The sequence below is a fragment of the Tolypothrix campylonemoides VB511288_2 genome, assembly GCF_045999855.1.
Taxonomy (GTDB): domain Bacteria; phylum Cyanobacteriota; class Cyanobacteriia; order Cyanobacteriales; family Nostocaceae; genus Scytonema; species Scytonema bouteillei_A.
Map to the genome: position 1 here is coordinate 143071 of NZ_JBFPMW010000011.1, position 23503 is coordinate 166573.

A 23503-nucleotide genomic window follows, 5' to 3' on the forward strand; every position below is an offset into this window, starting at 1 on the left:
TCGTTCCGTGTGACTTTAATGTAGCTACTTAAAACTTTCCTGCTTTCTGCCAATGGGAACAAACTACGCCCATCTCTCACGGACGATTATATTGGCTGTATTTTTTAGTGAAATCCACCTACAGGGAGTGCAAAAAAAGTAAATGTAAATAAATGTAACATAGATGACAGGATGTCAAATTATTGTCTGCAAATCCTCTTTGAAAATATAAAAATTTTGATGATTTAGCCATTTAGAAATTGACTGAATTAATAACAAGGGATTTTTATGGATTTCCAGCCACATACAAGCGACTTTCATCATAATTTCTTGAAAAACAAAGAAATAGATTCATTCTTTAAATTCTTATACTTGAAAGTAGGTAATTTAATCAGTTACTGGATGTCGATCGCCCATTAGATGAATAAATTCTACCTCTCGCTGGAGTCAGTTTTCAAACTTTGGAGGGATGCTTGAAACACCTAAATTCCAGGATTCTAAGCATAAAGAGTTGGGTATTACAACATAGTGTTAATTTTATTAATCCCACTGACGTGAGCGATACGAGGAAGGAATTAGAATGTTTCATAGTACGCACGTAGTACTGGCACTATATAAGTCATTCTTTTGGGTGGCGCAAGAGCCAGTTGTTAACCAGCCAGATATCACCTTTGGACCGCGCTTTTTTTTCGCGTTGGTTTCTGGTGTGATCCTAGCTTTTGCCCTGCAACTGGTTTTAACAAACCTTTCTGTTGCAGCTGGTATCTCCTACTTAGGTCGTTCCTCAGACTCAGATGGAGATAAAGACCACAACGAGGTAGGAAGTGTAGGTGGTACCATCCGCAAAATTGGCACAGCAGTGGGCCTGTGGACAGTAATTTCTGTCACCATTGCTCTTGCTATTGCTTGTTTCTTAGCAGTGAAGCTCAGTCTTTTGGATTTAACTCCAGGATTGGGCGCAATTCTGGGTTTGGTTATTTGGGGAGCGTACTTTTTACTGCTGGTATGGGTGAGTTCAACGACAGTTGGTTCCTTAGTGGGCTCTTTGGTTAATGCGGCGACTTCCGGCTTACAGTCAATTATGGGGACTGCAACTGCTGCTTTGGGAGCGAAGGCTGTCAATCAGCAAGTGGTCTCAACTGCTGAAGCGGCGGCGGCGGCTGTGCGTCGGGAGTTGGGTAACGCTATTGACCCCGCCACTTTGCGCGATAGAGTGGAAGACTATTTAGATATGGTGCGCCCACCAGAACTAGATTTGTCTCGGATTAGAGGGGAATTTGAAAATCTACTGAGAGACCCGCAACTACTTGCGATCGCAGGTGGTACAGCAGCAGGTGGTGCAGCGCTCCGCAACATTGACCGTCAAAAATTTGTCGAATTGGTTAGCAGCCGTACTGACTTGTCCAAACGGGATGTTAACCGTATTGCTGACACATTGTACGGTGTTTGGCAACAGGTCGTAGGTCAGCAACAACCGCTACAAGATCGTTTTGGTGAGTTGGCTGATTATCTTAAATCCCTTCCACCGGGACACAGCAGGACTGATGAACTCAATGCCAAGCTGGATCGGTTGATGGAAGAAATGCGTTCCACAAAAGATGCAAACCAAAGGGCGACTCAAGAAACTGCCCCCGGTCCGATTCAGAGGACAATACAGCAAGCAATAACGGCACTGACTGGTGTTGTTATGGGACGTGCAGATTTATCTGACTTAGATGTAGAAAAAATTCTAGGTGCTCTTACCACTGCTAAAGATAAAGTATCAGAACAAGCAGATAAATTAGGGCTGCCCACACCAAAGCAGCCGTATAGCCCCATTCGTGCTGATATAGAAAATTACCTCCATAACACTTATACTTGGCAACTGAGTTCGGATCGAGTCGCCCAAGAGTTTCGTGAAGTTATTTACGATGCAGCTGCCGATCCGGGAACGGTGCGGCGAGAGTTGGAGCAAATTCAAAGAAGCGATTTCGTTAACATCCTGCAACAGCGAGGTCTGCTGACTCAAGCAGAAATTCAGCGTATTTGCGATCGCTTAGAAGCAGTCCGCCAGGAAACGATCGTTGCAGTGACTGCGGAAGAAGAAAGAGAGATAGTACAAGACTTGCAACGTCGCGTCGAAAGCTATCTCCTCGTCACTCCCAAGTCAGAGTTAACTGCAGAAAGCATTCAGAGGGATTTCAAAGCTCTGCTCGAAGACCCAGACGCAGACCATGAAACTCTCGCTCGACGACTCGCTCAATTTGACCGTCAGGAATTGCGGGAAACCCTGTTAGAGCGGAATGACATTTACCCAGAAGAAGCAGATACAATTCTTGACCAGTTAGAAAAACAGAGAGACCAAGTTTTAATCGAATCCCAAGGAGTGGCAGAACAAGCGAGATATCAAGCAGAAACACTGTGGTTGAATTTGAAGTCTTACCTGCGGAACACTGGCAAAGATGAACTCAATCCTGATGCTATCCGCGTCGACCTCAAGAGATTGCTGGACGATCCACAAACAGGGGTTTCTGCAATTAGAGCACGCTTATCTCGTTTTGACCGCGATACCTTAGTCAAATTACTGGCTCAACGGCAAGATTTGAACGAAGACCAAGCAAACCGTATCTTAGATACTGTTGAACATTCTTGGACTAGCGTTCGCCATGCACCAAAAACTGTAGCAGATAAAGCTCAGGCACAATACGATTCTGTCACAACAACAATTGCAGATTACCTGCGAAACACTGGTAAAGACGAGCTCAACCCTGAAGGAATTCAACGAGATTTAAATAGACTGTTGCAAAACCCCAGAGAAGGAGCTATAGCACTGCGCCGTCGTTTGTCTCAAGTAGATAGAGATACACTGGTGAAGTTGTTGAGCCAGCGCCAAGACTTGAGTGAAGAGCAAGTCAATCAAGTCATCGATTCCGTACAAACATCCATTCGCGATATAGTGCGTGCGCCCCGTCGTCTGGCGACCCGCACTCAACAACGGATGCAAAATTTCCAAACTTATTTGGAAGAGTATTTGCGCCTCAGTGGTAAGGAAGAACTGAATCCTGAAGCTATCAAGCGCGATTTACAACTCCTGCTACACGATCCTGGTGTGGGGTTGGAAAGCTTTAGCGATCGCCTTTCCAAATTTGACCGTTCCACCATCATTACTTTGTTGAAATTGCGAGAAGACTTGAGCGATGAGGAAGCAGCGCGAATTGCAGATACCATGATTTCCGTGCGCGACCAGTTTGTCGAACAAGTGCGGGGAATTCAACGGCGCATTCAAGATGTGATTGATGGAATTTTTGCTCGCATTCGCAATTACCTCAACTCCCTAGATCGCCCGGAATTAAACTACGACAGCATTAAACGCGATGTTCGCAAATTGTTCGACGATCCCCAAGCAGGATTTGAAGCTTTGCGCGATCGTTTGGGGTCATTCAATCGCGATACAATAGTCGCAATACTCAGTTCCCGTGAAGATATTTCAGAAGCAGATGCCAACCGCATTGTAGACCAAATTGAACGGGCAAGAAACAGCGTCTTGCAAAGAGCAGAACGCATCCAGCAAGAAGCACAGCACCGCTTAGAAGAAGTGAAACGCCAAGCGCAACGCCAAGCAGAAGAAACCAGAAAAGCAGCCGCATCTGCAGCTTGGTGGTTGTTTACAACAGCACTCGTCTCAGCCGCGTTTTCCGCAATTGCAGGAGCTGTTGCTGTTGCTTAAATGAAAAGTTTGTCTCCGCTTACTTGAAGAAAGCCTCTCTTGTTAAGAGAGGCTTTTTTCTTACCCATTTTCTTGCCAATATCGCGACAGGGGGTAGTACTATAAAATACCTTTGTGATCCATACTAAAAATTGCTCCCTTTGCAAAAAATTGCTATGGATCGATTGGAGGAACTCATACGCCGATTAGTTGAGGAAGCCTGCGGACACCCCCCAGGAAGCCAAGAACGCCAAAAACGGCTGACACAGATTATTCGCTTGACATCCGGTAAACTCTGGAGAGAAACCACTCCCTTCTACCAAGACGCACTGCAACAAACGTGGTTGTACTTTTGTCGAAATCTTTGTGAAAGTACAACGGGTCAAGCTTACGACCCCGAGCTAGGTAGTATTGTGACTTGGCTGAATGTTTACTTGAGACGCAGATTGCAAGACTTTTATCGCAATCAGCAACGACAACAAGCTAGAACAGTTTCTGCAAATTTCAGCCAATCCCGCTCGGGTGAGGATATTGAAATCCTCGATCCTGTAGATAACCTAGCCGCTGAACCTGATGTTCCTCCCATTTTAGAAGAAATCAAGTTATGGGTCGAGACCGATCCTGATGGAGAGTTGAGCCGCAGTCACATTCAAGGTCGTTCTGATGTGACTTGTCAAGTGTTAATTTTGAAACGCTTACCACCAGAAGTTGGTTGGAAAGAACTCTCAATAGAATTTGGCTTGTCAGTTTCTACATTAAGCAGTTTTTATCAAAGGCAATGTCTTCCTCGCATGCGAAAATTTGCAGAAAAAGAGGGTTATTTGTGAGTGAGTGGAACCGCTTGACAAAACTATATACCGAAGAGAGATAAATTAATATACTGAGCTATTAACTCCATTGGCAATAATGCCAATTAAATTGAAGTTACTTAAAACTTCCGTGGCTTCAACCAGTTCGGTAGAAGTTACCTGACCGAGGCGTCCTACGAGCGCAACTCCTTTGCAGTAGGAAGCCATAAGTCTGGTATTAACTGTTCCAAGAATAGAAGGAGCATCTACCAGCACCATGTCATAATTTTGCTCAAAAAACTGTAATAATTCTTTCATCCGTGTAGAACTTAATAATTTAACCGAGTCTTCTGGTATCGGTCCGGCGGTCAAAACATCAATGGAGGGGTGGACGGGTTGAACATATTGTTTGGCAGAAGCGTTTGTTTCTTCAACTAATAATAAGGATAATCCCCAATCATTCGAGAGCGCTAACATTTTGTGCAGATTGGGTTCGCGCAGATTAGCATCAATCAGTAACACCCGTCGATGCATGCGGGCGGCGCTGACTGCAAGCCCCAAGGCTAAAGTTGATTTACCTTCTCCTGATATTGCTGAAGTTACCATTAAAGACTTGCAAGGAGAAGAAAACCCTAACTGAATATTTTGATACGTCATATCAAGGGTTTCATGGGATTGAAAACAAAGAAGGGAATCTTCTTCAAGCACTGCTTTTGTTGACGAACCAGTCAATATTCTCTGTACAATAGAAGGCAGGCTGAATTGTTTCTTCTCTATGCTCAATAATGATAGCTTTGGAACTGTTCCCAATAAACGAAGATGGGACAAATTTTGTAAATCTTGTGGAGAAGAGATGGTATCACTTAAAGTTTCCGAGAGTACAGCAGTTCCAATCCCTAAAATGGGAGCAACTAGCGCCCCTATAAGTACGATAAGAAATCTATTGCTACCCAGGTAAGCTCCTCGCTGGGGTTCTTCTAAGACCTGCAATTCATATCCTCCTCGATCGACTATCAATCCTAAAGATTGTTGTGTTGTCATTAGATGCTCGAGGATTTTGCGATGAGTTTCTACTTCTGGTAACAGACGGTTGTATTCTGCAATTAGACCGGGATATTTGTTAAGTTCCAACTGAATTTGAGATTCTGATTCAGTCAAGCTCTTTTCATTAGCACTGAGTCCCAGTACAGTTGTCTGCACTTCTACAAGCTCTTCCACCAGTTTTGAATCCATCCCTACTCTTTGACCTTTCATGGCTAGAGGTGCTTCTATAGTGATAGATTCAGGAGCAAACAACTGCTTTTGTTTCAGTAAAGTATCAGAGAGTGCTTCAGTTTTCTCTCCCAGTGTTTGCTCCATCTCTTGTTGTAAAAGAGCAACTTGGTTTTGGCGCTGCTGAATTAATTTTTGCACAGTAGGAGAGTTTTCTGTATAGCGCAGTCGTTCTTGAGCTAAAGTCAAGTCTGTCTTTTGAATTTGTTGGACGAGTGTTTGATAGCGCGGCGATTGACTCAGGCGAAAAGAGACGATCTCCTGAAGAGGGTAAGAATTTATTTCTTTTTTAAGATTGCTGTAACGCGCTTGTGCATCTTGAAGTTGGGCGCGAGTCAATCGTAGCTGTTTTCTGACATCAGCAAGAGATTCTAAAAGGATTTTGCCTTGTATTTCCGGGTCAAGTAAGTTATGTTTTTTCCGAAATTTTTCTAATTGAGTCTCAGCTTGAACAATTTCCTTTTTAACTTTGGGTAAGCGCTCGTTTAAAAAGGCAATCCATCTGGAAATACGTTCTTTTTGCTGTTCTATTTTAGAATTTTGATAGACTTTCTGTATAGCTACAAGAACTTTTTGTGCTTTAACTGGATCGTTATCTTTATAAGAAATCTCAAAGATTTCAGTCAATAGTTTATTATTTTCTGTATTCCCTTCTACTTTCGTCACACTTAAACGTCCCTGTTTACCTGCGTTTCCTCGGATATCTTCTACTGTAAGATCCGGATAATCCGATCGCAGGGAGTCTACAACCTTTTGTAGCAGTCTAGAACTCAGCATCAGCTTTAACTGAGAAGTGCGATCGATAACTTCAAAAGTAGGATCGACAGCTTTGTTTTCTACTCCTTCTTGAAGGGAATTGGACCGTCCTCCCTCAGAAGAGCGAGAACTAACCATTATTTGCATAGAACTTTGATACGTTGGTTTTGTCATAAAAGCCAAAACGCTTGTCAAAGACATGACTATGCAATAAACACTGAAAATCTGTCTGCGCCGACGCAGTAGAAGTTTAGAGAGCTTTTTGACTTCAACCGTACTTTTTTGGGATACTAAAACTATCTTCCCACGTTCCAAACCAATATCAGTCACTATCAAGTTCCTCTAATATCAAAATGATTTTTTACACTGTAGGGAGAACAATATCTGTCAGTTTTTTGACTGAACTATAATTCCTTACTGAAGAAATGAGGCGTAAGTGAGTTGGATCTTCAATAAAGAATTATTGTCGATATAGCTAATAACACGTGCAATATCCAACCTCTAACATTTTTCTTTTTCATTTCAACCTAAGTTAAAATATCTCAATCGTCAACTCTTTCTTTTAATCTTTATAATATTGTTGATAATCTTTCTTGTATTGCTTTGTTGTTACTAAAAAACCTATTTAGACAGCCAATCATACAGATAAATATATATTTCCAAGTAAGCTACACATAGTAAAAGGTGTATTTTCATACTTGAAATACAATGAAAATCTCAAAAATATTAAATTGATAAATTTTGGAAATTAAAGTTTTTGTAAAAAGTTTTAAAGATTTGCGGATCGTCAAGTTTTGAAAGCGGGAAACCTACCTTTAAGAGTAATTAGAAACACTATTTATATGAAATGTTCAGTTTTTGGCCTCATCATATACCAATACGGTTCAGATAAGACTCAATCCCCCCTTCTTCAAAAGCAGGGCTTACGCAACCTCAACGGTAGTTTGGAGATTTCATCCCTTGCAAAGGCTCCATCTTTCTCCAACTCTAGAAGGAACGCCTAAGCCGCTCTGAAAAAGTAGGTCTTTACGAATCATGAATTAGAAAATGATTTTTCTCCTTTCTCTCGCCGTCTGGGTACTTCATAGGTCATAAAATCATAAGCCATATCTGTTTTGGGAAAAATAGCACGAGCTTCTTCAAGTAAATCCTTCAACTCTATGGAATTTCCGGGAGCATAACGAGGACTGAAATGTGTCATAATCAACCGATGAGCTTTAGCTCCTAAGGCTGTTTGCGCTGCCATTGTGGTTGTGGAATGCAAGCGCTGAAAAGCTAACTCTGAATCTTGATGGGCAAAAGTGGCTTCATGAATTAAAACGTCAGCATCCTGTGCCAACTCCACTGCATTGTCACAGTAAATTGTGTCTGTACAGTAGGCAATTTTGCGCCCAATTTCTGTAGGTCCGCACAATTCTTTGCCATTGATGACTCGCCCATCTGCAAGAGTGACTGTTTCACCACGTTTGAGTTGTCCGTAAATGCGTCCGGGTGGAATTTGCAACTCTTTGGCTTTTTCAACATCAAAACGTCCGGGACGGTCTTTTTCCGTGACTCGGTAACCAAAGGTGGTGACCCGATGATGTAAGGGGTTGCAAGTCACGATAAATTCATCATCTTCGTAAACAATTCCGGGACGGACAGCATGAACTTTGATAGGGAAGGAAAAGTGGGTGTGGGAGTGTCGCGAAGCTAGTTGTAGATAGTCATTTAATCCTGGTGGACCATATATGTCAACGCGTTCCACACTACCAGCCAAACCACAGCTTGCAAGCAGACCCATTAAACCAAAAATATGGTCGCCGTGCATGTGGGTGATAAAAATTCGGGACAGTTGGCTGACTTTTAGGTCACTCCGCAAAATTTGATGTTGGGTTCCTTCGCCACAGTCGAATAACCACAACTGCGCTCGTTGCGGTAGTCTTAAAGCAACACTGGAAACATTACGCGCTCGTGTGGGTACACCTGAACTGGTCCCTAGAAATGTTATCTGCACAGCCTTATTTTGCCTTCCTCTTGCTGAATTTAGCACCAATATCTATATATTGACACTGGTCGCACTTAACTGACGGCAATTCTATGGGAAGTTTGTGAAAACGAAGGCACCTCTGCTGGAATTAGAGGATAGGAGCATTTAGAGTATAACTAAGTACGTTTGGAAATTGCTCGAAAAATCTCGTACCTGATGAGTCTGTATTGGTTCTTGGTGGTTTTTGATTGCCTGGGGGTCGGTATTCCGCTACAACTTGAGTTAACAAAAGCATAGCTGTCAAAATACCAGTTGTTAAAAATTGAGTATTTAACAGCTTGTGAAAAAACCATTTCCTACGATCCATATTCACATCCTCCCCGGTATTTCACTGAGGAAAGGTAATCTTTTAAAAATTTTGTTTGATATATATACTCATTTTAGTAGGAGATTAGCGAACTAACTTATATTCTTAACTATAATTTTTATCTAAATTGACTACCAGCAGCAAAACTTTGTTACAGGCCAAGATAACTCGCAAAGAGTTCCTTTTGGAAAACAAGGACAACGTCGATATTTCCCTTTTAATTGTTTAGCCAAGTTTCTAAACTGCTGAGTTCCCCGACCCTCTTTAGATGAGTTAATTCCCAAGCCATTATCCACGATACTTAAAGTACACCAACCTTCGTGGCTAGTACAAGTAACCTCAAGACGGGTAACACCTCTAGCGTGTTTGCCAACGTTGCATAATGCTTCTTCTAAGAAGCGGCAAAGTCCTAACTTTTGCTCTATACTTAAGCAGCGATCGCTGATAGGGTCAAAACTCCTGATTTTCACTCTAAGTGTTTTAAAACAGGGAAAATCTCGTTCTAAAGTAGAGCTATAAACTTGATACAAAACTTCGTGAATTGGTTCTTGTAAATTCAGCAATAATCCTTTTTTTAAATAAAGACAACTATCTTGAGTTATAGGTTCTTGTTGTAAAAATTCATAAATGCCTCTTAGCTCGTAATTTAACTTTTCCAGTTCGGTTTCTATTTGGAAAACTAATTCGTTTGGTGGTAAGTCTCTGTCTCCGATCAACTTTAAAGTTTTTGCTAAAGTTTGTAATGGTCCGTTATGGATTGTTTCAAACGTCCGTTCAATCAGAGTGAGATGAGCATTTATTCTAGTGCGTAGAGCTTGGTCATACTGATATAAGGCTGTCATACCCACACCATTCAAAACCAAAACAAGTATTGTCGGTACTATCGGAACCCAAAAACCCCATACGATCAGGAGTATATAACTAGCAAAAACAAGATGAAGACTTGCAAAGACAACAGCTAGAAGATTGATGAAAGGCAATTTTGTCAGTCTAGCAAAAAGAATTCCCAACAAACCCCAACACACAATCCACAGATATTCTTGTCCTTCAGACCATGTTTGTAAAAGCGCTCTTCTGTCAAGCACGGAACTGATAATTTGAGAAGTCGTGTGTGCGAGAAGCTCCACTCCATAGATTCGTCCTGGTGCAGGTTTTGTTGATGCAATAGCGGAAGTTGTTAACCAATCTTTGACGCTAGAAGCAACGACACCAATAATAACAATGCGATCGCGTAGCCATTCTGGCTTAAAATTTCCTGTTTTAATATCCTGAAGTGATAAAGTTCTAAATCGTTTTTCACCACTCCGAAAATTCAGTAATACTTGCACCCCACCATCGTCAGCTTGAATATAGCCTCCGGAGTTAGATAAAAACCTAGGTATTTCGGTCTTATCAAATCTTACGGTATTTTCATCATCAATACCATTTTCTAGATAGAAGCCATCTTGATTTAAATAAGCTGTTGCCAATTTTAAAGATAACGATAACTTATAGCCTTTAATTGTAGGTGTTGCTAGCAAGCTGCGTCTCAACTTTCCATCAGTATCAATAATTTGATCGGCAAAACCCACTTGTTCTTCAGGTAATTCTATTGGTGGAGGGACTCGTTCTGGTAAAACTTTCTCTATAGCAATGACATTTTTAAGCTCTTGAAATGCTACGCTCAGTTTGCCATGACCGGGTTCTACAGGAAGATCTCTAAAGAGATCGAGACCAATTGCTCGAGGATTCAAAGAATGCAATTTTCTTAACAAACTAGCAATATCTTTATCTGGTATGGGATAAGTTCCCAGACTACGAATATCTTCTTCGTTAATACCTATAATAATAATGCGTTCATCAACAGGTTCTTGAGGACGCAGACGAAGGAAATTATCAAAAACCAACCATTCTAAAGATTGCATGGAACCGACGAGACGGGTAGCGATTACCAGTCCAATCACTAAAATTCCTGGTAATGCACCTACACGCCAAATGGTAATTTCTTCTTCGATCCTTTTCCAAAATTCTGGCGGCATAAATTGATGCTGTTAGAAGTTTGTAGTTACTATATGTGTGCCCAAGCACTGCTACAAAGGGGAGCCAATAATTTTCAATTTTTCTGACTGAGTCCCTATACTAATCGATTAATCCTTCTTCTCTAGCTCTCATCTCCGTTTGAATCCGAATATTTTTTCCCTCTTCAGGATAAACATTTAAAGCATCTTGTAGCTTATTCCAGTAATGTCGCACCATGCGTTCTGATACGCACATTTGTTCGGCGATCGCTTTATCTTGTAATCCTTGCTCAAAAGCCAAACTTAGGACTTTCAACCACTCAGGTTTAATCTCCAACCCAGCATGAATTCCTTTAATATCTTTTGTATGAGTTAACCCCTGTAAAGCCCAATCAACTCTAATTAACATTTCTTTGCTAGAAAGACTTTTATCAGCCACAGTAAATCCCCCTTTATGAGTATCAATGTCAGGTCTGATTCTTACGAGTGTTCTAGCATGAGCGCTTTGGACAACAAGATTTAAATTGGGGAATTCTTTCATCAAAGTTTTTAGAAGTTGAACACCCGTCTCGGGGCGTGGTGACATCCCTGGGCTATCAGGAATAGATAAATCCATAACCACAAGATCTGGGTTTAATATTCTCACTCGATCGAGAGCGTTTTTAGACGTGAGAGAAGTACTAAATTTAGCCTCTGGATATTGTTTTTGTAATATATCTATAGTTCCGCTTAAAACTGATTCGTGGTCATCAATAACCAAAATATTTATCAAAGCTTTATCTGATGTTACTTGTGTCATATTTTACCTCCGTTAAAATACTATAAGGAACGGGGTATAAATTAATAAATTATGTAAAGTTTAACAGGCTACAAGCAAGGTATGTAAGTAATCTACTATTCGTATTGGTGAAACAAATTCAGGATACTAGTATATAATTCTTAACTTTCTGAATGGAGACAATTTAACACTATGTATGAAAAAGGTTAAGTACTAGAAAGCACGCAATGCTTACCATAGATACACTGAAAAAAGTAAATTGAATTGCTATTATAGTAATCCTAAACTATTTGTTACAAATTCTAAGTACTGTTAGGTCGGAAATGCTTTCAAAAAGCCTTATGTTGGTAGATATACTCCTCTAAACGCAGAAAACTCCCCCACGAGTGTGACTCCCCAACGTGTATTTCATCAACTGAACAAGATTGCTCTATAAGTGAAAAACATCACCAAGAGAAATGCCAATTTATATTTAAGTTCCTGTAGAAATATAAACATTTTCCTGAGGTTAAGAATCTAAAACTTTCACTTAAACAGTCAAATTCTAATTGACTGCAATACAATGTTAATATAGATATATCGGGATAAGTTATTTCCACCACTAATTTCGCTCTATTTTTTCGTTGTTCTAAATTTATGTAAATTAAAATGGGCGTTAAAATGTCTGGTACGGCAATTTTTAATAACTCTTCCAAAGACCAAACTACTATCAAGCTGTGTTCGATAGTTTCATATTGCCAAGTTTTTGGTAAACTGACATTAAAAGATATAAGTGGATGAGACATAGTCCAAGATTCTAGTACACCTTGAATAGCTAAAGGTAAGCTACCTTGAAAATAGGCTGGAAATAAACGTTCGCTTAATTGAGCAAGAGATTGATGTAAATTCTCAACTTTTGTTAAACATTCTTGAGTTCTATACGCTGATAGCTCCCAATCATCTCCTGATAACATTTCTAAATTGCGACGGATCGCAAAAGTTTCCTGTAAAAAATTATCTCGAATAGTTTCTGCTTCTAAAAAAAGTTTGATGGATTGTCTGTAAGACCACCAGTGTAATGCTTCTTGGGTCTTTTGGTAAGATGCAATAAACCTAATGAGGGTAAGGCAGTAGATGATTGAAAATATAACGATCGTACACAATTTCAGCCTCACTAATAGAAAATATATTTTAAATATCTGTTATTAATCTGGCTTTTCTCAACATAAATTCTAGTGCAGTTTCTTCTTTAGAAATAATGTCAGCTTTTGCATCCATTCCAGCTTGAATTGAGCAATGATGATTGTTATTTCCAAAAGAGATAGTTTTTGGTTTGATTGTTGCTTCAAAATAACTGGTTATAGGAGTTGTAGCAGCAGGGGAGGAAGTGGAGGAATTGTTATTTTGAGGAACTATGGCGTCTGGTGAAACAGCCGTGACAACCCCATGGAGAGTCCCGTAATCGGGATAGGGACAAGCATCAACTCGCAACTGAACATTTTGACCAACTTCAACATTTTTGATATCAGACGCAGGAATTATTGCTTTTATGACTAGAGGGGTATTGTGAGGTACGATTTCAGCAACAGATTCTGAGGGACGTACAACTTGACCGGGATTTCGTAGATTTAACTTAAGGATAGTACCGTCACTGGTAGCACGAATTAAGGTATTTTGAAGTTGAAGCTGGTTTTTTTCGAGTTCTTTCTTTGCTTGTTTTATTTGATTGTTCATCTCAATTCTTTTTTGAATCAAAGCATTTTTTTCGCGAAGAAATGCTGCAATAGTTGATTTTCCTCTGACTGTTTCTTGAGCGATTTTCTGTTTGGCTATTGCTACGATCGCTGCACTAGGATTAATTGCAGCTCGAGCGGATTGTAGGTTAGCTTTAGCAATATCAATCGCTCTCTGTTCGGAATCAACGACGGCTTTTGCTTGTTCGACAGCTAATTTTCTTTGCTCGAATTCTCGCTTGCTGACGGCTCCAATTTCTGCAAGTTGCTGATAGCGATCGCGATCCAATTGAGCAAAATCTAAATCGGCTTTAGCTTTTTGTAAATTTGCTTCTGATTTTTGGAGGTTGGCTTGCGATGCTTGCCATTCACTTTGGGTTTTAACTTGTTGGTCGTTATACTCCCTTTGACTGCGTGTTAACTCAGCTTTTGCAGAAGCCACTGTCCATTCTATCACTTTTTTCTCAGCTTCTATTTGATTATCCAAAGCATTGACTTGAGCATCAATTTGAATCAATTGTAATTTGTTCTCTTGTAAATTTGCTTGCAATTGATTGTTTTTAATATGTATTTCTAGATCGTCAAGTCGAGCAATAATGTCACCTTGTTTGACTGTTTGATTTTCTTTAACAAAAATACTTTTAATAGTACCTTCTATTTCTGGTTGTACTAAACGAATATCACCTGTAGGACGTACAGTAGCCCCAGTTTTTACAGTAACATTGTATTTGATATATGAGGAGAGAGCGATCGCAGTACCCACAGTCCCCATTAAAGATATTCCAGCTAAAGAAGTCCAACGACTCACTGGAGGTAGAAACTCATCGTAGTAAGAAGAGGGAAGAAATTTTTGAGTGTGGGTATAGAGCATAATTAGCACCTAATGATTGCTAGAAAATTGTTTTTTTAATAAAACCCTTGATTAATGACGAGTCTTCAGATCGGGAATTAGAAAATCTAAATGTTCGCCTTGCATAGCTTGCAATTCTTCTAGATAACCTTGTATTTTCAACTTTCCACGATCTAACAAAACAATCCAATCCGCTCTGTTTATAACTTGAGGGCGATGGGTAATTAAAATTGTGGTTTTTCCACGACGATGTTGTAGCAATTTATTCAAAACCTTTGATTCACCGACTGGATCGAGTCCAGAAGTTGATTCATCTAAAATCAGAACTGCTGGTTCGGAAACAATCGCCCTTGCTAGCGCAAGTCTTTGGCGTTGACCACCAGAAATATTTGCACCAAATTCCCCTAAAATAGTTTGATATTTGTCAGGGAGTTTGCTAATAAAATCATCAGCATCAGCAATTTGACAAGCTTTTACTATTTGTTCAAAGCTTACGTAAGGTGCTCCCATGCGAAAGTTTTCAATAATAGAACGGCTCCAAAAGTGAGCATCTTGTGGTACGAGAACTACCTGTTGGCGCAAACAATCAAGAGCAAGGTCATTGAGGTTGTAAATTCCAATACGAATATTCCCAGACTGGATCTGATACAACCCTGCAATTAATTTTGCTAAAGTGCTTTTCCCACATCCAGACTGACCTATGAGAGCAGTCACTTTACCGCCAGGAATGGTTAAAGAAAAGTCTTCTAATAGCTCAACTCGACCAGCATAGTGAAAATTAACATTTGTACAAACAATGTCAGCGTCGCTAAGAATTTTGGCAAAAGGCTTTCTACCATCGCCCTCATTTTCTGGTGTAGCATCGATAACTTCTGTTAAACGTTGCGTTGCAGTCTTAGCACGAGTAAATTCGTCTATAAAGGTGATAATAGTACCAATGAATCCTAGAAAGTTATGATTCATAGAGTTAAAGGCAAGTAGTTGCCCTATACTCAAATGTTCAATTGGATTAACTACCAAATTGCCACCAAACCAAAGCAAAACAACGCTACCTGTAGCAGAAACAAAGCTAGAAAAAGTACTATTGATAATGCCAATTTGAATTGTCCGCAATGTTACATTAGAAAGACGGCCAAATCGGCTTTGGAATTCATCCCAAAACTGAGGTGCTGCTGTCGTTGTTTTTAAAGTAAGTGAACCTTTAAAGGTTTCTACTAAAACACCTTGATTTTCAGCTTCTGTGACTAAAACCTCACGAGTTTTTTGTTGTAAAGTAGGCTGAAAAATCACTGTAGATAATGTCATTAAGATAGCAATGAATAAAGCTACAGCAGTGAGTTTCCAACTATAAAAAATCATGAAGCCTAAAGAAACTAAGGAAATAAAAAATTGACTGGGTAAACTCACTACGACTTGAGCAACTAGCTGATTGATTTGGTCGATATCTCGCAGTCGGCTGACAATTTCTCCACTACGACGGGCTTCGTAATAAGCAAGAGGTAGATGCAGCATTTGTCGTCCAAATTCTAGGACTAATCCCAATTGCAGACGTTGGGCGAAATGAGCAATAAGGTTGGATTGTACCCAGGTAAGACTGGTGCTAATAAAGTTCATGACAACAACTGCGATCGCCACAGTTGTTAGCAATTTTGTATCACCTCTAACTAAAACGTCATCAGTTAAGATTTGTAGTAAAAATGGCGAAGATAAAGATAATATTCCTAAAAAGAAGTTTAAGGGTAGAGCTTGCGCTAAAATAGTTCGATAAATCCAAATACGCTTTAAGAAGCGCCAAAAACCTGAAATATTCTCATTTTTTTGGTCAAAAAAGCGTATTGGATCTGGCTCTAATAAGAGCATCAACCAATCTCCCCAACCTTCCACCAAATCTTGTTTGGAAAGATAGCGGATACCTACAGCAGGATCGGCAACAACGCATTGTTTACCTTTCTTGCCATGTAAAATAACCCAGTGATTTCCTTTCCAGTGAATAATAGCTGGTAGAGGTGCTTCATGCAGTCGATCTAAAAGTTCTGGTGAAGTTTTGACTGGGCGAGCATTAAAACCCAGTGTTTCCGCTCCCCGTTTAAGCCCTAGTAAAGTTGTTCCGAGTTGTCCAGTTCCTACTACCTCACGAATATGATTCAGGGTAAAAGTACGTCCATAATGTTTGGCGATCGCAGCAAGACAAGCTGCACCACAATCTTCTTCACTATGTTGTAAAACGTGAGTATATTTCATAATAAACCCAGTATGCTTGTCTTGATTTCTCGTGCATTTACCACCAGAAAAAACGTTTTCTTCGGCGAGACTTCGAGGGTTTGTTAGAAACAAACGATTGCTCCCAAGCAAACTGAATTTCTTCTGACGTTAGCCCAGGGTTGCCAAATAATACACCAGCCCCCAAAATAAACAAGTAAGTATTTATGTCAAAACCAACCCGAGATGCTCCTCCACTGACGGCAGCAGATTCTTCAGAATTTAATTCTGTAAAAAGCGGGTTTTTTTCATCTTCCATCGCTTGCAGATGATAAATAGATACAATGGCGAACTACCTGACAACCGAAGAGCATTCAAAATAAAATGAATATGAAAGTTATAGTTTATTACCTTAAGCCAATTTCGGCTTTGCTAGTTAAACCCATAAACTTCCATAATTCTTGTAAAAACCATAGCCTCCAAATAAGCCGTTAAAGATATAGTAGGTGTCAAATAACTCAAGTAAGTCTTCACCAAGTTCTATCTTTTTGGTTTCTACCTTGAAGCTTTTAGTTTGAGAGTCATATTTAGCTCTCAGAACCATCAGTCCACCTGCAATTGCAGCTGATTCTTCCATTGTTAATCCCGTAAAAAGTGATTGGTTTTCAGTTATTTCCATCTCCGGCTCCTTAAAAAGAATTTCAGAACTTCGCTTCAATACTCAACATGGAAAAACCCGGTTTCTCTATGTTGCAAAGCTTAATTTTTGTTAGCGTATAGACGCTCCATGGTGCGCCTATACTGAAGAACCGGGTTTTTGAGATTAATGAACTAGGGCGTATCCCTTTTTGCAAGTTGATGAAAGATATGAAATGTTTTAGTACTTACCAAAAGGTGCTAATGCTGGGTCAGATCCATAAAGTGAGTTTTCCCAAGCAAATTGAATTTCTGCTACAGTGGGTACAAAGGGTACACCATTACCAAATACTGCTGCGGCACCTAGTCCAAAAAGATATTTATCGAGGCTAAAACCACCAATAAATACACCTCCACTAACACTAGCAGATTCATCAGATGTAATGTCAGTAAATAGTTCTTCCTGGGTGTGAGCTTGCATAGGTTTTCTCCTGATTTTGTATTGAAATTGTTTTAGTATAAGCAAATTGTTGATTTCTTTTTTGGTCTTTCAACTTCTTGCTTATATTGATAAGATATCAAGGCATACTTCAGATATCATTTACATTTTCTGCTAACTTTATTACCTAGTTCAGAAGAAAATTTTGTCGAATTACGAAACTATCTATTTCCTAAAAATACATATAAAAAATGTAGGGGCGCAATACTTTGCACCCCTATGATTGAATCTATTTGATTTTATCGAGAACTACGACTATCTAATCTACTACTTCCCTATTGAAGATAGACCGCTTACAAGCCGATCGCGAATCGCTTTTAATTCTTGTTGGCTATCAACCGGACATCGAGGTGGGGGTAACTCAGTATTAGGCCATCCAGCTACATCAAAGCAAGGGCACAGCAAAGGAGGCATACCCATATTTCTTGCAGGTATTGGCATATTGCAACGAGCGCAAGGAGTCACATCCCAAGAAGGCGACAGCAACTCCGCTATTGTTTCGTGAGTACCTTCTAGATAACAATCACCCCCCTCAGGAGAAGTAATCTGCTCCCAACACGCTTCAAATTCGTCACTATACCGATTGCCCTTAACAACTTCCTTTAGCTGCAAGGTTGCAGCGCCGTTGTCGATAACAACCCTTTTGCCTAGCTGAAACCAGTAAGCTAGATACCGTTTAACGTCTTTTGTTGATGCCATATTACAATTTTATAGTTTGTCTCTGGACTTTTCAGTTGCGAATCTTGAATAAAGAATTAAGAATAGTTTCTAATTAATTAGAAATGATTCATGAGTTATGAATCATCTGTCATTGGTTATTAGTCAATCATTTTCCTGAATCCCTTGTATTCCTCGATCGCGTAGCGGAGAACCGAGGACGCTGAGATTAAGAGCATAACCTCCAGTCACCAAATAAACGGTATCGGCAATTCCACCTAACTGACGCACCAAAGAACCCAAGCGATCGCGAAACGTTCTCCCGGTAGAATAAGCAGGTACGACACCCCAACCTGTCTCCTCAGCAACAAAAATCATATCAGCCGCCACAAGTTGCACGGTGTCTAAAAACTCTTGAACGGTATTTTGCCAGTTCCAATCATCTTGTTCTAAAAGATTGGCAATCCAAGTTCCCAAAGCATCTATCAAAAGGCAGGTATTTGGTTTAGCTTCAGCTAGCGCTGCTGACAATTCATACGGCACCTCCAACGTCATCCAATTTTGGGGACGTCTTTGTTGGTGTTGTTGAACTCGTTGCATCCACTCTTCATCATCTGAATCAAGAGTTGCTGTTGCTATATAAACAACTGCTTTGCTTGACTGTGCTGCCAAGGTTTCTGCCCATTCACTTTTCCCAGAACGTGTTGGTCCGGTCACCAAGATAATTTTACTCAAAGCTATTTACCAAATTTTTTCATCTCGAGGCTGGCATTTTGTAGCCTAATAACTTTAAATATAATGACTGGCAGGATTTGAAGGATAAAGTGTAGAGTAAATAAGTGTAATTTATTTTACATCCGTTATCCTTCATACTTTATCCTCAATCCTTCATCCTTACTAGAGATATTTATATGAGAACAGGAGTAAAACGCATAGAAGCAACTTTACACGATTTGGGGACTCGCAACACTGCTTCCACCGAACCAGAGACTTCGACCAAGAAAGCTTTATCATTTCGGATTAGTCTTGGGACATCAGAGGCATCTTCTAGTACTGAAATACCAACTGAAAGTGAGTTAACTACGCAACTAGAGCAGGATTTACCCCCTCACGATAATTCCGTGCAGACTTTTCCCGCGCAAGAAAACGGTTGCAAAACACCCAGTCTCCCAAAATTGAAAACTCCTAACTTTTCCAGCCATCGCAATGCAGCTAATCCAGGATTGGCAATGAATATATTGCTAGAAATCCAAGAAACAGTTGCTTCTTGGCAAACAGAATTACAAACAATTGTTAAGCAAATTCAAGATATTTATTTAGAGGGACCAATTGTCAATGGTTGGTTGGAATCTCGCGAACGCGAATCACAGCCAGGAGGAACCGCAACACTGCGACACGCAGAAGTCGATCGCCTTATGGATTATGTAGAAGAAATTTGTACATCTGACAGTAATGTTGCCTGTCAGTCACCTCGTGCTGGGTATCGTTTGTGTGGTTTGGATGCCTCAGGTCGAGTCTGGTCGCGTCCGTGTCCGCAGGAGCAAGTTGCTAGTGTCAGTGTAGCGATCGCTCGTTACCAAAAGCTGCGCCAGCTCTTGGGGCGCAAGCAGTATTTAGAAACCCGTCTTGCACAACTTGCAGAAACTCTTGTGATTTTGCACGGTCACATTCAAGCACAGTAACTTATAATTCCCAAACTTCCACCGCCCCAGTAAGACTCACTCGTGTGGGGCGGACGTCTCCCTTTTGTTTACCAAATAAGCAAGAATACTTATTGCATGAGAGAAATAGTTTTCTTGCCCATCCGTGTCTAAAAGAAAATACCAGAAAAATAAAGAATTCTTTCGATTTCTCCGAAAAAACTCGGTTGGTGAGATGTAAATCTTTGGTATAGATTAGCTCCAGAGTAGGCTAAAACAGTAATCAGTGAAAAGTTATTAGTCATAACTGATAACTGATAACCCACAGCTGATAACTGATAACGATGACTAAATATGCCACAAATACCAATTTCTGCCATTATTTGTACTCACAACCGCGAAAAATACTTAGGGGCTGCCATCGATAGTCTTTTGGCACAAGATTTTGCTGGAGACTTTGAAGTGATAGTTGTGGATAATGGGTCGAGCGATCGCACTCGTGAAATTACGGAACAAAGAAACCACGACCTACGGCTTAAGTATATTTTTGAACCAGTATTGGGACTTTCCGTTGCCCGCAACACTGGCGCTCAAGTAGCTAGTGGGGAAATTTTAGCCTACCTAGACGACGATGCAGAAGCGAGCTCGCGCTGGCTGCAAGTTTTGTACTCAGCGTATCAGGACAACCCCAAGCTAGCAATTGCTGGTGGCAAAGTTACCCTACTGTGGCCTCAAGGAATGCAATCCCCAAGTTGGCTATCTACCGGATTAGCAGCTAACTTAGGAGCATACGATTTAGGTAACAGCTTAGTCTACATCCAAGACCCAGGAATGACCCCTAGGGGCTTGAATTACTCCATACGCCATAGTTTCCTTAAAGAAATAGGAGGTTTTGATACAAATCTTGGTCGAGTTGGTACTAAGTTACTCTCTCATGAAGAACTGCAAATGACCGAACTTGCTCTCGATCGGGGGATGCAGGTTGCTTACCTTCCAGAAGCTCTTGTAGCTCATAACGTTGCTCCCGAACGCCTTCAACGCTCTTGGTTCCTCAATCGGGGCTGGTGGCAAGGGATCAGTGATTGTTACCGAGAAGAACTGGTTGGCAAAGCTGGTATAAGTCAATTGCTGCGTGGCGGCGAGCGATTCTTACGCGGGCTGTACAAATCGTTGCAGCATTTTTCAGACCCAGCAGAACGCTTTGACAAACTTGTTTATGCTTATGGTCAAATTGGTTATTTAAACGCTGCTATTAAGGGTCTTTTACTCACATCCAAAAAAGATAACAAATAAAGCTTATTGATTATGTCTTCCAAAATACCAGTTTCTGTACTTATTCCAGCAAAAAACGAACAAGCTAATTTACCTGCTTGTCTGACAAGCGTTCAAAGAGCAGATGAAGTTTTTGTTGTTGATTCTCAAAGTAGCGATAAAAGCGTTGAAATTTCTCAAAATTATGGTGCAAACGTTGTACAATTTTCCTTCAACGGACGCTGGCCTAAAAAGAAAAATTGGTCTTTAGAAAATCTACCCTTTCGTAACGAATGGGTGCTAATTGTTGATTGCGACGAACGCATTCCCCCTGAATTGTGGGATGAAATTGCCCAAGCTATTGAAAATCCTGAATTCAATGGTTATTACCTCAACCGTCGAGTTTATTTCTTAGGAACATGGATTCGTCATGGGGGCAAATATCCTGATTGGAACTTGCGTTTGTTCAAACACAAAAAAGGTCGTTACGAAAACCTCAATACTGAAGATATTCCCAATACAGGCGATAACGAAGTTCACGAACACGTTATTTTGGATGGAAAAGTAGGCTACCTCAAACATGATATGTTGCATGAGGATTTCCGCGATCTCTTCCATTGGATAGAGAGGCACAACCGTTATTCTAACTGGGAAGCCCGTGTTTATCACAATTTGCTCGAAGGCAAAGATGATAACGGTACTATCGGTGCGAGTCTCTTTGGAGATGCCGTGAAACGCAAACGCTTCTTGAAAAAAGTTTGGGTACGATTGCCATTTAAACCATTGTTACGCTTTGTTTTATTTTATATTATTCAACGCGGGTTTTTAGATGGCAGAGCGGGGTACATTTACGGACGGCTTTTAAGTCAATATGAATATCAAATTGGTGTCAAACTTTACGAATTGCGCCAACATAATGGACGCTTAAATACCTCATCTCAACCCATTGTACAGCCGCCCTCCTTACCTAAAGAAATTGGGCACACAGTAATTTGAAGAAGGCAGCCTTGCTGGAGGCAGATGGCAGAAGGCTCACTTCTGTTGGGGATTCTGACCCCAACCGATTGTAGACACCGTGTAGACGGTGGGGTTTTATACCCCTTTGGCAGAGGTCAGACGGAATAGAAGGGATTACTTGTTACCTTTAATACTTATTCCTCCCTTCTGCCCTCTGCCCTCTGCCCTCTGCCTTTCCCAGATAAATTAGTGGTTAGTGGTTAGTGGTTAGTAGTTATTTTTATCCACGAACAACTAACCAACTAACAACTAACAATTTTCTTGTATGACAAATAACACACCTTTTGTAGATTTACGCAAATACGACCAATCTTGGTTTGACCGAGGGCGACCCGGCTGGTATATCTTGCTGTGGTGGTTTGTACAAGCGATCGCTTTTCCTCTGACACCTCACCCCTTCAATGGCTTGCGCTGTGCTTTGCTGCGTTTGTTCGGTGCTCGTATCGGTCAAGGGGTTCTGATTAGACCAACTGCTCGTTTCACCTATCCATGGAAAGTCACTATTGGCGATTACAGTTGGATAGGAGATGACGTAGTTTTCTACAGTCTCGATTGTATTGACATAGGAGAACACTGCGTCATCTCCCAAAAAAGCTACCTGTGTACTGGAAACCACGACCTTCGCGATCCAGCTTTCGGCTTAAAAACAGCAAGTATTACCGTTGGCAATGGAGCGTGGATAGCTGCAGATTGCTTTGTGGGACCGGGAGTTAAAATTGGGTCTAATGCTGTGATTGGTGCTCGTAGCAGTGTTTTTAGCGACATACCTCCCGCACAAGTTTGTTGGGGAACTCCCTGTGTCCCACGTTATGAAAGAAAATGTGAGTTAACCTCGTAAAAATAACTGCGTAATATAATAAGTCCTGCCAATTCTTCAATTATCGTCCTCACAACCTCTGAATTTGTTTCTTTATAATAAAGAAGTTTACAATAATAGAAAATTTACTGATGACACAAGCTTCAAAGTTTGAGCAGGTTTTAGAAAGCGTTGAGACTTTATCGATTGAGGAACAAGAGGCTCTTATCGATTTGGTACAACGACGATTGGCTGAACAGCGACGTTCAGAAATTGCTGCTAATATTGCTCAAGCACAGGCAGAGTATCAAGCAGGTAAAGTATTTCGAGGAACAGTTGAGCAGATCATTGCTGAGTTGAGGCAGTAAGTGAGAACGATAGTTTTAGCATCTTCGTTCAAGCGAGCTTTCAAAAAATTGGTACAACGACGACCGGAAATGCAAGAACGCATTGAAGAATGCTTAGTCCTCTTAGCAACCAATCCATTCGATCCAATTTTGCAAACCCATAAGCTTAAAGGTAAGTTACTTGGGGCTTGGGCTTGTTCTATTGAATATGATTGTCGTATTGTGTTTAATTTTGTTGAGAATTCAGACTCTGGAGAAGAGGAAATATTCTTGATTGACATTGGTTCTCATGATGAAGTGTATTGATC

General features: G+C 40.6%; 21 protein-coding genes. 8 read left to right on the forward strand and 13 right to left on the reverse strand.

From position 1 onward, the window contains the following. Nucleotides 1-559: 559 nt before the first annotated feature. Together AB0756_RS28105 and AB0756_RS28110 are read left to right on the forward strand one after the other, a co-directional pair. Nucleotides 560-3685, forward strand: a complete 3126-nt coding sequence (locus AB0756_RS28105; RefSeq protein ID WP_038082462.1) for a hypothetical protein — start codon at nucleotides 560-562, stop codon at nucleotides 3683-3685. Between the two features lie 155 nt (nucleotides 3686-3840). After that, the gene (locus AB0756_RS28110; RefSeq protein ID WP_038082461.1) at nucleotides 3841-4491 is read left to right on the forward strand and encodes a hypothetical protein; all 651 of its coding nucleotides are present in this window, start codon (nucleotides 3841-3843) and stop codon (nucleotides 4489-4491) included. A 45-nt stretch (nucleotides 4492-4536) separates the two neighbouring features. Here the strand turns inward: AB0756_RS28110 and AB0756_RS28115 are convergent, their stop codons facing one another. The 13 genes from AB0756_RS28115 to cobU all read right to left on the reverse strand — a co-directional run bounded on the left by AB0756_RS28115 (nucleotide 4537) and on the right by cobU (nucleotide 18879). Continuing rightward, nucleotides 4537-6810, reverse strand: coding sequence for a GumC family protein (locus tag AB0756_RS28115; RefSeq protein ID WP_202048604.1), 2274 nt, complete (start codon nucleotides 6808-6810; stop codon nucleotides 4537-4539). A 703-nt stretch (nucleotides 6811-7513) separates the two neighbouring features. Next, nucleotides 7514-8476, reverse strand: a complete 963-nt coding sequence (locus tag AB0756_RS28120) for a ribonuclease Z (RefSeq protein WP_038082459.1) — start codon at nucleotides 8474-8476, stop codon at nucleotides 7514-7516. 121 nt (nucleotides 8477-8597) lie between these two features. Then, nucleotides 8598-8816, reverse strand: coding sequence for a hypothetical protein (locus AB0756_RS28125; protein WP_050045671.1), 219 nt, complete (start codon nucleotides 8814-8816; stop codon nucleotides 8598-8600). A gap of 131 nt (nucleotides 8817-8947) precedes the next feature. After that, nucleotides 8948-10834 (reverse strand): sensor histidine kinase, encoded by a 1887-nt coding sequence (locus AB0756_RS28130; RefSeq protein ID WP_038082458.1) that lies wholly within the window; start codon nucleotides 10832-10834, stop codon nucleotides 8948-8950. A 100-nt stretch (nucleotides 10835-10934) separates the two neighbouring features. After that, nucleotides 10935-11612 carry a response regulator transcription factor gene (locus AB0756_RS28135; protein WP_038082456.1) on the reverse strand — a complete coding sequence of 226 codons (678 nt, stop codon included), beginning with the start codon at nucleotides 11610-11612 and terminating at the stop codon, nucleotides 10935-10937. 425 nt (nucleotides 11613-12037) lie between these two features. Beyond that, entirely contained in the window at nucleotides 12038-12745 is a 708-nt protein-coding gene (locus AB0756_RS28140) for a hypothetical protein (protein WP_082051687.1), read from the reverse strand. A gap of 16 nt (nucleotides 12746-12761) precedes the next feature. Next, nucleotides 12762-14174: an HlyD family secretion protein gene (locus tag AB0756_RS28145; RefSeq protein ID WP_038082454.1), complete on the reverse strand. Its 1413-nt coding sequence runs from the start codon at nucleotides 14172-14174 to the stop codon at nucleotides 12762-12764. 51 nt (nucleotides 14175-14225) lie between these two features. Then, on the reverse strand, nucleotides 14226-16394 hold the full coding sequence (locus tag AB0756_RS28150; RefSeq protein WP_038082453.1) for a peptidase domain-containing ABC transporter: 2169 nt from the start codon (nucleotides 16392-16394) through the stop codon (nucleotides 14226-14228). 37 nt (nucleotides 16395-16431) lie between these two features. Continuing rightward, nucleotides 16432-16671 carry a hypothetical protein gene (locus AB0756_RS28155; protein WP_038082451.1) on the reverse strand — a complete coding sequence of 80 codons (240 nt, stop codon included), beginning with the start codon at nucleotides 16669-16671 and terminating at the stop codon, nucleotides 16432-16434. Nucleotides 16672-16788: 117 nt separating this feature from the next. Further along, on the reverse strand, nucleotides 16789-17031 hold the full coding sequence (locus AB0756_RS28160) for a hypothetical protein (RefSeq protein ID WP_167844657.1): 243 nt from the start codon (nucleotides 17029-17031) through the stop codon (nucleotides 16789-16791). 198 nt (nucleotides 17032-17229) lie between these two features. Then, nucleotides 17230-17469, reverse strand: a complete 240-nt coding sequence (locus AB0756_RS28165) for a hypothetical protein (RefSeq protein ID WP_038082448.1) — start codon at nucleotides 17467-17469, stop codon at nucleotides 17230-17232. Between the two features lie 285 nt (nucleotides 17470-17754). Further along, nucleotides 17755-18186, reverse strand: a complete 432-nt coding sequence (locus AB0756_RS28170) for a hypothetical protein (RefSeq protein ID WP_038082446.1) — start codon at nucleotides 18184-18186, stop codon at nucleotides 17755-17757. A gap of 123 nt (nucleotides 18187-18309) precedes the next feature. Beyond that, nucleotides 18310-18879 (reverse strand): bifunctional adenosylcobinamide kinase/adenosylcobinamide-phosphate guanylyltransferase, encoded by a 570-nt coding sequence (gene cobU, locus AB0756_RS28175; RefSeq protein ID WP_038082445.1) that lies wholly within the window; start codon nucleotides 18877-18879, stop codon nucleotides 18310-18312. 176 nt (nucleotides 18880-19055) lie between these two features. Between cobU and AB0756_RS28180 the strand changes: the two genes are divergently transcribed. The 6 genes from AB0756_RS28180 to AB0756_RS28205 all read left to right on the forward strand — a co-directional run bounded on the left by AB0756_RS28180 (nucleotide 19056) and on the right by AB0756_RS28205 (nucleotide 23501). Next, complete coding sequence (locus AB0756_RS28180) at nucleotides 19056-19826, forward strand: hypothetical protein (RefSeq protein ID WP_038082444.1); 771 nt, start codon at nucleotides 19056-19058, stop codon at nucleotides 19824-19826. A gap of 312 nt (nucleotides 19827-20138) precedes the next feature. Continuing rightward, a complete protein-coding gene (locus tag AB0756_RS28185) occupies nucleotides 20139-21077 on the forward strand; it encodes a glycosyltransferase family 2 protein (protein WP_038082443.1) in 939 nt (312 codons plus the stop codon). Nucleotides 21078-21089: 12 nt separating this feature from the next. Next, nucleotides 21090-22031: a glycosyltransferase family 2 protein gene (locus tag AB0756_RS28190; protein WP_038082442.1), complete on the forward strand. Its 942-nt coding sequence runs from the start codon at nucleotides 21090-21092 to the stop codon at nucleotides 22029-22031. 286 nt (nucleotides 22032-22317) lie between these two features. Further along, nucleotides 22318-22890 carry a hormogonium polysaccharide biosynthesis acetyltransferase HpsU gene (gene hpsU / locus AB0756_RS28195; RefSeq protein WP_038082441.1) on the forward strand — a complete coding sequence of 191 codons (573 nt, stop codon included), beginning with the start codon at nucleotides 22318-22320 and terminating at the stop codon, nucleotides 22888-22890. A 110-nt stretch (nucleotides 22891-23000) separates the two neighbouring features. Beyond that, entirely contained in the window at nucleotides 23001-23216 is a 216-nt protein-coding gene (locus tag AB0756_RS28200; protein WP_038082440.1) for a hypothetical protein, read from the forward strand. Continuing rightward, nucleotides 23217-23501, forward strand: coding sequence for a type II toxin-antitoxin system RelE/ParE family toxin (locus AB0756_RS28205; RefSeq protein WP_038082438.1), 285 nt, complete (start codon nucleotides 23217-23219; stop codon nucleotides 23499-23501). Nucleotides 23502-23503 lie beyond the last annotated feature (2 nt).

Coding starts and splice junctions, on each gene's coding strand:
- AB0756_RS28105 (WP_038082462.1), top strand. CDS start 560: ATGTTTCATAGTACGCACGTAGTACTGGCACTATATAAGTCATTCTTT.
- AB0756_RS28110 (WP_038082461.1), top strand. CDS start 3,841: ATGGATCGATTGGAGGAACTCATACGCCGATTAGTTGAGGAAGCCTGC.
- AB0756_RS28125 (WP_050045671.1), bottom strand. CDS start 8,816: ATGGATCGTAGGAAATGGTTTTTTCACAAGCTGTTAAATACTCAATTT.
- AB0756_RS28130 (WP_038082458.1), bottom strand. CDS start 10,834: ATGCCGCCAGAATTTTGGAAAAGGATCGAAGAAGAAATTACCATTTGG.
- AB0756_RS28135 (WP_038082456.1), bottom strand. CDS start 11,612: ATGACACAAGTAACATCAGATAAAGCTTTGATAAATATTTTGGTTATT.
- AB0756_RS28145 (WP_038082454.1), bottom strand. CDS start 14,174: ATGCTCTATACCCACACTCAAAAATTTCTTCCCTCTTCTTACTACGAT.
- AB0756_RS28150 (WP_038082453.1), bottom strand. CDS start 16,394: ATGAAATATACTCACGTTTTACAACATAGTGAAGAAGATTGTGGTGCA.
- AB0756_RS28155 (WP_038082451.1), bottom strand. CDS start 16,671: ATGGAAGATGAAAAAAACCCGCTTTTTACAGAATTAAATTCTGAAGAA.
- AB0756_RS28160 (WP_167844657.1), bottom strand. CDS start 17,031: ATGGAAATAACTGAAAACCAATCACTTTTTACGGGATTAACAATGGAA.
- AB0756_RS28165 (WP_038082448.1), bottom strand. CDS start 17,469: ATGCAAGCTCACACCCAGGAAGAACTATTTACTGACATTACATCTGAT.
- AB0756_RS28170 (WP_038082446.1), bottom strand. CDS start 18,186: ATGGCATCAACAAAAGACGTTAAACGGTATCTAGCTTACTGGTTTCAG.
- AB0756_RS28180 (WP_038082444.1), top strand. CDS start 19,056: ATGAGAACAGGAGTAAAACGCATAGAAGCAACTTTACACGATTTGGGG.
- AB0756_RS28185 (WP_038082443.1), top strand. CDS start 20,139: ATGCCACAAATACCAATTTCTGCCATTATTTGTACTCACAACCGCGAA.
- AB0756_RS28190 (WP_038082442.1), top strand. CDS start 21,090: ATGTCTTCCAAAATACCAGTTTCTGTACTTATTCCAGCAAAAAACGAA.
- hpsU (WP_038082441.1), top strand. CDS start 22,318: ATGACAAATAACACACCTTTTGTAGATTTACGCAAATACGACCAATCT.
- AB0756_RS28200 (WP_038082440.1), top strand. CDS start 23,001: ATGACACAAGCTTCAAAGTTTGAGCAGGTTTTAGAAAGCGTTGAGACT.